The 10,781-nt window shown below is 56.2% G+C and carries 8 protein-coding genes; all 8 read left to right on the forward strand.

Going from position 1 to position 10,781, the window contains the following annotated elements:
- Positions 1-865: c-type cytochrome (locus tag RMSM_RS30840; protein ID WP_040770373.1), on the forward strand; the 865-nt coding region annotated here is incomplete at its 5' end.
- A 445-nt stretch (positions 866-1,310) separates the two neighbouring features.
- Positions 1,311-1,829: a sigma-70 family RNA polymerase sigma factor gene (locus RMSM_RS30845; protein ID WP_008706779.1), complete on the forward strand. Its 519-nt coding sequence runs from the start codon at positions 1,311-1,313 to the stop codon at positions 1,827-1,829.
- Complete coding sequence (locus tag RMSM_RS30850; protein WP_008706781.1) at positions 1,826-3,511, forward strand: LamG-like jellyroll fold domain-containing protein; 1,686 nt, start codon at positions 1,826-1,828, stop codon at positions 3,509-3,511. The genes RMSM_RS30845 and RMSM_RS30850 overlap by 4 nt, the downstream gene beginning before the upstream one ends.
- A gap of 106 nt (positions 3,512-3,617) precedes the next feature.
- Positions 3,618-6,065 carry a PSD1 and planctomycete cytochrome C domain-containing protein gene (locus tag RMSM_RS30855; RefSeq protein ID WP_008706783.1) on the forward strand — a complete coding sequence of 816 codons (2,448 nt, stop codon included), beginning with the start codon at positions 3,618-3,620 and terminating at the stop codon, positions 6,063-6,065.
- Positions 6,066-6,310: 245 nt separating this feature from the next.
- Positions 6,311-7,720, forward strand: coding sequence for a DUF1501 domain-containing protein (locus RMSM_RS30860; protein WP_040770377.1), 1,410 nt, complete (start codon positions 6,311-6,313; stop codon positions 7,718-7,720).
- 121 nt (positions 7,721-7,841) lie between these two features.
- Positions 7,842-9,110, forward strand: coding sequence for an MFS transporter (locus RMSM_RS30865; protein WP_008706787.1), 1,269 nt, complete (start codon positions 7,842-7,844; stop codon positions 9,108-9,110).
- Complete coding sequence (locus RMSM_RS30870; RefSeq protein ID WP_063870286.1) at positions 9,103-10,335, forward strand: M20 family metallopeptidase; 1,233 nt, start codon at positions 9,103-9,105, stop codon at positions 10,333-10,335. The genes RMSM_RS30865 and RMSM_RS30870 overlap by 8 nt, the downstream gene beginning before the upstream one ends.
- A 22-nt stretch (positions 10,336-10,357) precedes the next feature.
- The coding region (locus RMSM_RS37580; RefSeq protein ID WP_236622373.1) for an amidohydrolase family protein at positions 10,358-10,781 on the forward strand (424 nt) is incomplete at its 3' end.

Consider the following 10,781-nt stretch of genomic DNA (forward strand, 5'->3'; position numbering starts at 1 on the left):
GACCTCGATCGCGACCGACGACAAACACGCGGCGAGCACACGTTTGGATGCCATCGAGTGGTGTCGAAATCAGTCGTCGTTCCCTGAACAGATGCGAGAGCTAGTCGACAAGAGCGTCGAGCCGACCGTGCGTGCTGCGGCATATCGAGCGTTAATGCAGCGTGATGCCGAGTGGACCAAACACCAAGTATTCGAACACGCCGATTCGATTTCGCCGACCGACCGCGTTGCCATCGTCACGGCGGTCCGCGGCAGCGTGGAAACAGCGACTTGGTTGCTCAACGCAATCGGCGATGGCAAACTGCCACGCACCTTCGTCGATCCGTCGTCGATGGATTGGTTCCGCCGTCATTCCGACGCCAACCTTGCCAAACTCGGGCGTGAGACGTTTGCCCCGGCGGGTGATGTGTTGAAGGTGATGCGTGAATACGAATCCGCCGCCAAACAAATTGAAACCGCGGATGTAGCGGCAGGCAAAGCGTTGTTTGCCCAGCACTGTGCCAATTGTCACCGCATCGATGACGTGGGGCATGTCGTCGGACCGGACATCAGCGACAGCCGCACCAAAACGCCTGAATCGCTACTCGCCGCGATCCTGGATCCTAGCTCCGCGATCGACGCGTCGTACGCGAGTTTCAGCATTTTGACCGTGGATGGCGAAGCGGTCAGCGGTTTGTTAGCCGGTGAAACGAGCGACGCGGTCACCCTGACGCTGCCGGGCGGCACGACGCGACGATTCGAACGTGAAGAGATCGAAATCTTCCGTGCCTCGACTGTGTCGCTGATGCCCGAAGGCATGCAACGTGTGATGAACGTCGACCAGATGAGAAACCTGATCAGCTACTTAAAGCGTTGGAGGTATTAAGCGGTCGACAAATGTAGTAGTGAGCCGCGGGGCGTAAGAGAACGTCATTGTGTCGGCCTCCGGCCTTTGCAGCTCATCCGCTGCATCCCGTGGCCTTACGGCCACGGCAGAGGATGTATCGGCCTCTGGCCTAAGCTGGACGTTCTGGTAAGGCACCGGGTAATGCGTTACCCCCAACCGTTGACGCGTCTCGACCCATATAAATCAGAACGAGCGGAGCAACTTCACCTGTGGGGGCGGAGTGTTAGAAATGACAAAGTGAAAGCTCAGCGTTACCGTGCCCTCCCCGGAAATCTCGCTGAGGGCTCGATTTCCGACCCTCAACTTGAAGCCGATTGGTCTCTTTGGCGGAACAGCGGTTTTGTCGGAATGCCGAGTTTTTTTTCGAAATTCGTGTCACACTGACGGATCTGGCGACATGGTGTTTGTGAAAGGAACGTGACCGATGCAACGAAACGAATTCGCCAAACTCGTGCTTGAACACCAAGCCCGACTTCGCATGTTCATTCGGATGCTCGGCGCGATGCCGGACGCGGTGGACGACCTCGCCCAGGATGCATTTGTCGTTGCTTATGAGCGGATAGAAACACTCGAGGATTTTGACCAAGCCGGCCCCTGGCTGCGTTCGATCGCTCGCAATTTGGTCCGCAACGAACTGCGCAAATCGTCTCGCCGACGACGCGTGGTCAATGCATCCATCAGCGAAGCGATGCTGGCGATGTCCGACGAACCGGTCACCACCCCGTGGTCCGAAGATTGGTTCGCGGCGCTGCGAAAATGTGTTGAACACCTTCCTGGACATGGCCGAGCCTTGGTCGATGGCCGCTACCAACGCGGTCAAAATGCTTCTCAAATCGCCAGCGAAACTGACATGACGCCTGCCGCCGTTCGCCAAGCACTGTCGCGACTTCGCGGTCTGCTGCGGAACTGTGTGGAAACACGCGTCTCGGAAGGGACGACATGAACGAACGTCATTTAACAGAACAGCTTGACCGTCTGCTCGATGGCGAACTCAGCGATGCGGAAATGGATCGCCTGGCACGTGATCTCGCCAGCGACGATTCGCTCTACCGCCGCTACCGCGATCAAGTGGAAATGGACGAGAGTCTCGCGATGGTCGTGCGTAACGATCGATCCGCCGACGACTTTGCACAGCGGTTGGAACAGCGAATTGCTGCCGAGTCTGAGAAATTCGATTTCCTGCACAGCGTGCTCGATCGATCCAGTCTACGGGTGGCGCGTCAACAACTGCGGCGTTGGGCACCGCTTGCGGTCGCTGCGATTGCCGCCAGTGTGATGATTGCTTTTTGGGCAGGCATGTGGACGGGCCGACATTCGGGATCGGGCAAGCCCAGGTTGACTCAGGCGACCAAGGCACCCGTCGCCGCCGAACCCGTGGACAACTCCGTCGCACTACTGAATCAAGTCGTCGACGTCGCCTGGCTCGGCGATACAACCTATAGCGTCGGTGATTCTATTTCATCCAATGCGACACTGCATCTGGAATCGGGCTTGGTGCAATTGCAGTTTTTTCGTGGTGCGGTATTAACCCTCCAAGGCCCTGCACGACTCGAGATTCGCGATTCGAATCATGTGATGCTGCACGAAGGCAACGCCTGGGCAAAAGTCCCGGTGCCTGCTCGCGGGTTCACGGTGTTGACGCCACAGACAAAGATCGTCGACCTCGGTACCGAATTTGGCGTGTCGGCATCTCCCGGCAACAGCACCGAAGTGCACGTCTTTGACGGGCTGGTAGAACTGTACGGTCCATCCGCCGCCGCCGATGCCGATTCACTTCATGAATTGGTCACGGGCGAATCGATCAGCGTGGATGAGGATGGCCGTTCGGCTGCGGTCGCTAAACGGATCACCGCGATGCCGTCGGAATCGCTTTTGCAACGCGATCACAACAAGCAATTGCAGCAGCGTTACGAACGTTGGCAACGCTGGAGTGCTGAAATCCGCAACGATCCCCGCGTATTGATGTATTACGATTTTGCTCCTCCCCAAACATCCGCTGGGATGCTTGAAAATCTTGCCGTGAATCGAACCGATTCCGATGGATCGATCATCGGATGTGCATGGACCGAGGGGCGTTGGCCTCAGAAGTCCGCACTCGATTTCAAACGTCCAAGCGACCGAGTGCGATTCCATCTGGCAGGCGAATACGAATCGATCACGTTAGCAGCCTGGGTTCGCGTCGACGGGCTTGATCGATTGCTCAGTTCGCTGCTGTTGACCGATGGCTGGGATGCGGGCGAAGTCCACTGGCAATTCGACCAACTTGGTCAACTCGGACTTTCGGTCAGCCAAGCATCCGGAGTGGCTTGGCGTTACACACCGCCGCTGGTCGATTTGACGCGGCTTGGTCAATGGATCCATGTCGCGTCGGTATTTGATGGACGTAGCAAAACCGTTCGTCACTATTTCAATGGCCAACGTGTACCTTGCGAAGCCTCGTTGGACTACGACGGTCCGCTCCGCATCGGCGATGCCGAACTGTGCAACTGGGGGCGTCCCGTCGACAAAACCTCACACGCGATCCGAAATTTCAATGGACGGATGGACGAGTTCCTGATGCTCGGCGATGCCCTTGATGAAAACGAGATCGGGCAAATCTACGAAGCCGGTAACCCCAAACTTTAGGAGACGAGCGATGTATCCCTCTGCCACGCAATCATCGTTCTTCGCCAGTACGGCCAACATGCCAAGACGCACTTTGTGTCGAGCATTGGGCCTCGTGATTTGCCTGATGCACATCATCCCAACCACAGTTTGGTCTACGGAAGCGGAAACGGCCAAACCGAGTGCCGAGCAGTTTGATTTTTTCGAGTCAAAGATCCGCCCGCTGTTGATCGATCATTGCTACGAGTGTCACGGCCCTGAGACTCAGGAATCCGAATTGCGTGTCGACACGCTCGCAGGCATGTTGACGGGTGGACTTGCCGGGCCCTCGGTGATACCGGGAAAACCGACAAGTAGCTTGCTGGTGACCGCAGTCCGGTACCAGGACAACGATCTAAAGATGCCGCCGGACGAAAGGTTGTCCGACATCCAAATTGCGGACCTCATTCGCTGGGTCGAAATGGGCGCACCGCACCCCGATTCGGGAAACGTGGGTCCGATCGCTCAGCGTGGCGATGTCGACATCGAGCAAGGTCGCAAACATTGGGCGTTTCAGCCGCCTGTGAAAGTCACCCCACCGCCGATCCGCGGTGTTTCGACCAAGGATACTGCGGCCAGACACAGTCAACGAACTCCGAACCCGATCGACGCGTTCATTCGCGCCAAACTAGACGCCAAAGGACTGCGTCCCAATCCGCCGGCGGACAAACGAACGCTGCTTCGCCGTGCCACGTTCGATCTCGTTGGTCTGCCGCCGACTCCGGAGGAAATCGACGCATTTCTGGCGGATGATTCCCACGACGCGTTTGCCAACGTCGTCGACCGATTGCTTACCTCGCCGCACTACGGCGAGCGATGGGGACGTCACTGGTTGGACGTCGCCCGCTATGCCGATTCTAACGGACTCGACGAAAACGTGGTCCATGGTAACGCTTGGCGTTACCGCGACTACGTCGTCCGTTCACTCAACAACGACAAACCTTACGACGAATTTGTCGTTGAACAACTCGCCGGCGACCTGCTCGATTCCGGCGAAGATTTCGCCCTCCGCAACGAACGCTTGATTGCGACCGGATTCCTGGTGTTAGGACCGAAAGTTTTGGCAGAACAGGACGAAGCCAAAATGGAGATGGATATCATCGATGAGCAAATCGATACCGTCGGTCGCAGCATCATCGGGCTGACTCTCGGATGTGCCCGTTGCCACACGCACAAGTTCGATCCGATCAGCCATCATGACTACTACGGTTTGGCCGGAATTTTCAAAAGCACGCAGACGATGGACAGCTACAAGACCGTCGCGAAGTGGCACGAGAATACGATCGAAACGGCTGAGCAGGCTGCAGAACTCCAGCAACATCAACAGCAAATTGCGGCTCAAGAAAAACGGATCGCAGCGCAAGTTGCCAAAGCCAAAGCAACGCTCGATCCGCCGCCTGCTGCCGAAGCAAAACCCGAGGAGATCGAAAAACAATTTCCTGCCGAAACGCAAACGGAACTTAAAAAACTTCGCGAAGAACTAAAAAAGTTGCAAGACGCGGCTCCTGAATTGCCTACGGCGATGGGAGTTACCGAAGGCAAGATCGCTGACACGTCCGTTCATCTTCGCGGCAGCCATTTGACACTCGGTGACGTCGTGCCTCGGCGTGTTCCGGAGGTGCTTGCGATTGACGATCAACCGCCGATCCCGGCGGATCACAGCGGTCGGCTCGAGTTTGCACGCTGGTTAACTAGCGGAAACCATCCGCTGACTGCCCGCGTAATGGTCAACCGACTGTGGCGAGGCCATTTTGGCGAAGGCCTTGTCAGCACCGTTGACAATTTCGGTATGAAAGGCAGCCCGCCAACGCATCCCGAGTTGCTCGATTGGCTGGCGGTTCAATTTGTCGAACGGGGTTGGTCAATCAAGGAGATGCACCGCATGATCATGTTGTCGGAAACCTACCGGCGAAGCAGCGATTACGTGGCTGAGAGCGCCGAAGTTGATCCCAGCAACCAGTGGTATTGGCGATACAACCTTCGCCGACTCGAGGCCGAGGCGATTCGCGACGGATTACTGGCGGTCAGCGGCAAATTGGACCGCACGACCGGCGGCAACATCATGCAGTACAAAAATCGCGAATACGTTTTTAACCATACTTCCGAAGACAAATCGAAATACGATTCCACGCGACGTTCGATTTACGTGCCGGTAATTCGCAACCATCTGTACGACATGTTCCAGTTGTTTGACTACACCGACGCAAGCGTGTTGACAGGCGACCGCAACACCAGCACGATCGCGCCGCAAGCTCTGTTTTTGATGAACTCAGACGAGGTCGGCGACTTGTCGTTGGCGTTTGCAGATCGTTTGTGGGAAAGTGAATCAGACTCGCAGAAACGAATCAGCCGCTTGTATATGGAAACCTATGGTCGTCCGGCCAGCGACGCTGAAGTCTCTGACGCATCCCACTTCCTGTCTCAATTCCAAAAACTGCAACTGCAAACCAATAGCGACGCCAATCCCGAGCGACTCGCCTGGCAAGCCCTTTGCCAATCGGTCGTATCGTCGAGCGAATTTGTCTACCTAAGATAAAGTGGGATAGGCTTCCAGCCTGTCATCATGTGTAAGGCTTTTTAGTCCTCTCCAACCTCCCCTTCGATTTATCAAACCACAGATGAATGTTTTTGGAATGACAGGCTAGGCGGCTATGTCAACATTTACCGAATGACAGGCTAGAAGCCTACCCTACCTTTAAGAATGACAGGCTAGAAGCCTATCCCACATTTCAAGAATGACAGGCTGGAAGCCTATCCCACATTTGCAGCGTATTTACAATGATGAACGTATCACGACGACAGCTTTTGCAGACAACCGCCGCCGGTTTTGGGTCGTTGGCGCTGGCATCGCTACTGACTGATGAAACGCGTGCTTCCGATACGTCGTCTCGGCAATCCGACCTGCCTCTTCCCCATTTCCCGCCGCGAGCGAAACGTGTCATCTTTCTGTTTATGAAAGGCGGCCCGTCGCATATGGATACGTTCGACTACAAACCACAACTGCAAAAAGACGATGGCAAGCCGCTGCCGTTCGAAAAGCCGCGGGTTCAATTTGCTCCGACCAGTAACCTGTTGGGCTCGCCTTGGAAATTCAAACGTTACGGTGAAAGTGGCATCGCGGTCAGCGAGCTGTTCCCGCACGTCGGCGAGTGTGTCGACGACCTCTGCATCATCAACTCAATGCATGGCACCAACCCGGCCCACGGGGGTGCCAGCATGAAACTGCACACCGGCAGCGACGTTTTCGTCCGTCCCAGCATGGGATCATGGGTCACGTATGGACTGGGGACTGAAAACCAAAATCTGCCAGGATTCATCACGATTTGCCCGACGCTCGCTCACGGCGGCACCAAGAATTGGGGTTCCGCATTTCTTCCTGCGAGTGTGGCGGGAACCCCGATCGGCAACGCCAGCCAACCGTCGGACCAAGCGCGAGTGAAGTTCGTCAAGAACGCACGCATGTCGCTCGAGGCACAGCGGATGCAACTGGATTTGACTCAGTCGATGAACCGTGAATTTCTTGAGACCACCGGTCCTGACTCGGCGCTCGAAGCTCGCATTAAATCGTTTGAGTTGGCGTTTCGCATGCAGACCGAGATGCCGGAAGCACTCGATCTGGCTGCGGAAACCGCGGCGACACATCGACTCTATGGGATCGACAATGAAACCACTGCCGACTTTGGTCGCCAATGCTTGATGGCTCGGCGGTTCGTCGAGCGTGGCGTGCGGTTTGTGCAAATCACGCACAGCAATACCGAGGTCCAGTGGGATCAACACGGCAACCTCCGCAAAGGACACACGCAAAATGCGGCCGAAGTCGATCTGCCAATCGCAGGATTGATGAAAGATCTGAAGTCGCGAGGGTTGCTGAAGGACACGCTACTAGTGTGGGGTGGCGAGTTCGGTCGCACTCCGACGTGTCAGGGTGCTGGAAACGACGGACGCGACCACAACCCCGAAGGATTCACGATGTGGATGGCCGGTGCGGGTGTGAAAACCGGAATCCAGTACGGTTCCACCGACGAGTACGGTTACTACGCCACCGAAAACAAAGTCCATATCCATGACCTGCATGCAACAATGTTGCACTTACTAGGACTCGACCACAAGCGGCTGACGTATCGGCATGCCGGTCGCGATTTCCGACTGACCGACGTCGCTGGCAACGTCGTCCATGACCTGTTCGCGTAAAATTGGGATAGGCTTCTAGCCTGCCTATCAAACCGCATGACAGGCTGGAAGCCTATCCCACATTCCCACCTAAATTGGCACTCCTATCGACACTCACATTAATCGCATCGATCCGTCCGCGGTGCTCCGCCGCAGTCGCTGGATACTGCTCGCGTTGTTGGTCACCTCGATCTTGGTCAACTACATTGATCGCGGCGCGTTATCGGTTGCGATCCCTGCGATTGAACTCGAGTTCTCGCTGACGCCGACTCAGAAGGGACTGCTGTTGTCGGTCTTCTTTTGGACGTACGCACTGTTGCAACTGCCAGCGGGTTGGTTGGTCGATCGGTTTGATGTGAAGTGGGTCTATGCGGGCGGCTATTTGATATGGACGATCGCCACGGCGCTGACCGGATTCGTCGGTGGATTCACTGCACTGTTGGCGGCCCGGTTGTTATTGGGATTGGGTGAAAGTGCCGCGTATCCCGCGATATCACGATTGATTGTCGAAAACTTTCCCGAACACAAACGGGGCACTGCCAACTCGCTGATCGATGCCGGCACCAAAATCGGCCCTGCGCTAAGCATCCTGGCGGGCGGGCTGTTGGTCGACCAATTTGGTTGGCGTGCGTTGTTTATCGCGTTAGGTGTCGGCAGCATTTTCTGGTTGCTGCCGTGGATTCGCTACGTTCCCTCGCGACCGCGGCAGAGCAGTCCGTCGGACGAGAAGGCAGCGGGACACGTCGATCGCCCGTCGCTGGTTCAAGTCGGCTTAAATCGCGCCGTCTGGGGAAGTTCGATCGGCATGTTTTCACTTGGCTACGTCTGGTACTTTCTGCTGACGTGGCTGCCGTCATATTTGATGGACGTCCATCATCTGAATCTGAAAGAGACCGCGGTTTCGGCGGCGCTTCCCTTTTTGGCGATGGCCGCATCGTCGGTGTTCTGGGGCTGGGCAGCCGATCAATTAATCCAACGAGGAAGTTCGGCCACATTCGCTCGAAAATCAATTTCGCTGGGTGGATTGGCGATCGCAGCAATATTGTTGATCGCGGCATCGCGAGCCGAGTCTTCGACCGTATGCATCGCGTTGATTACAGGCGGCTGTTGTGCCTTGGGCATGTTTACCGCCAACGTGTGGGCGATGACTCAAACCTTGGCCGGCCCCGCGGCGGGAAGTTGGACCGGAATCCAAAACTGTATCGGCAACATGGGTGGCGTGGTATCGCCGTTGGTCGCGGGTTGGTCGGTCGAGCAAACCGGGTCGTATCAAACCGCGTTCTACATTGCTGCGATCGTCATGGCACTGGGCATCGCTGCCTATCTGTTTGTCGTCGGCCCGATCGAAGAGATTCAGTGGCAACGTGACCGTCTCGCACACACAAACCTCGGCGGAGATCATGATGAGTAAAGGAAACCTGTGTGAGAACGAACGGTCAACTCATTCGGTGCTCGATACGCTCGCCGACTTGGTACGGATCAATAGCGTCAATCCGAATTACGAAGCGGGCGTCCCCGAGGCGGAAATAGCCGATTTCGTCGAGCAATTCTTTGCCACACGCGGCATCGAAACATGGCGACAACTTGTCTATCCCGACCGTCCCAACGTCATCGCTCGAGTTCCCGGTCGCGATCCCCAGCGGCGAATCGTGCTGGAAGCCCATATGGATACGGTCTCTACCATTGGCATGACAATTGATCCATGGACCCCCGAGATCCGTGACGGCAAAATGTACGGCCGCGGTGCCTGTGACACCAAGGGCGGAATGGCCGCGATGATGCACGCTGTCGCCCAACTCGCAGCCGATGAGATCACGCCCGAGTGTGATGTGTTGTTCGCAGCCACGATCGACGAGGAATTCTCGTACCGTGGGGTGGTGGCATTATGCAACTCGCTCGATCCAGGCGACGTCGATCCCAGAATTTTGAGCCACGAAACATCGCCGCAAAATCCGTGGACCGCCGAAGCGGCGATCGTTGCCGAACCAACTGATTTGAAGGCAGTCATTGCCAGCAAGGGGCTCGTTCGCTGGAAAATTGAAACACGAGGCAAAGCGGCCCACTCGGCCAAACCTCATTTGGGCGTTAACGCGATCGAGCACATGGCACACGTGATCACGGCGATTCAGCAAGATACGTTGCGGTTGTCACAGCAGAAGCATCCGCTGCTTGGACCAGCAACCTGCAATATTGGCGTCATCCGTGGCGGCGTGCAAATCAATTTTGTACCCGACCGCTGTGAGATCGAGATCGATCGTCGGCTATTGCCGGGCGAAACACGCGAAACCGTCTTGGAACATTATCAGCAACTGGTGGACTCAGTCGCGGACGAACACCCCAGCATGGATGTCGTCATGCATCCACCGATGTTAAGCGATCGTCCGCTGGAAACCGACGCGGATTCGCCCGCCGTGAAAACAATGGCAAACGTCCTTCGCGAGATGGGAATGGACGCAGATTTGATCGGAGTTCCGTTTTGCAGCGACGCCAGCAAGTTCGGGGCAATTGGCATTCCCAGCATGATTTTGGGACCGGGCAGCATCGACCAAGCGCATGCGGCGGTCGAATACATTGAGTGCAGCCAAGTTATCCAGGCCGCAGAAATCTATCGACGATTCTTGGTCGAGTTTGTTTAACGCCAAAACGCAGGACACGAAATTGAAAAACGATCCATCCACCAAGCTGTCGCGACGCACGTTTGTCGGCGGCATGATTGCCACAGCAGCAACAGCCACACAAACCTGCGTTGCCTCACCCGTCGACGCCCGCTCAGCAAAACCATCGCCGCAGTGGATCGACGCCCACGTGCATGTCTGGACTGCCGACACCGACAAATACCCGATCAGTCCGCATTTTTCCAAATCGGACATGCAACCTAAAAGTTTTACCGCGGAGCAACTCTTCAGCCATTGCCGACCGGCAGGAGTCGAGCGGATTGTGTTGATCCAGATGAGCTTCTATGAATACGACCATGCCTACATGTTGGACGTGATGAGAGCCAACCCGGGGGTGTTTTCCGGCGTCGCCCTGATCGACCATCACCGCCCAGACATTGTTCAACAAATGAAGTCGTTGGCCAAAA

It is taken from the genome of Rhodopirellula maiorica SM1 (assembly GCF_000346295.1).
GTDB lineage: Bacteria > Planctomycetota > Planctomycetia > Pirellulales > Pirellulaceae > Novipirellula > Novipirellula maiorica.

What these genes read in the sequence shown, in the direction of transcription:
- RMSM_RS30845 (WP_008706779.1), top strand. Translation starts at nt 1,311, where the DNA reads ATGCAACGAAACGAATTCGCCAAACTCGTGCTTGAACACCAAGCCCGA.
- RMSM_RS30850 (WP_008706781.1), top strand. Translation starts at nt 1,826, where the DNA reads ATGAACGAACGTCATTTAACAGAACAGCTTGACCGTCTGCTCGATGGC.
- RMSM_RS30855 (WP_008706783.1), top strand. Translation starts at nt 3,618, where the DNA reads ATGCACATCATCCCAACCACAGTTTGGTCTACGGAAGCGGAAACGGCC.
- RMSM_RS30860 (WP_040770377.1), top strand. Translation starts at nt 6,311, where the DNA reads ATGAACGTATCACGACGACAGCTTTTGCAGACAACCGCCGCCGGTTTT.
- RMSM_RS30870 (WP_063870286.1), top strand. Translation starts at nt 9,103, where the DNA reads ATGAGTAAAGGAAACCTGTGTGAGAACGAACGGTCAACTCATTCGGTG.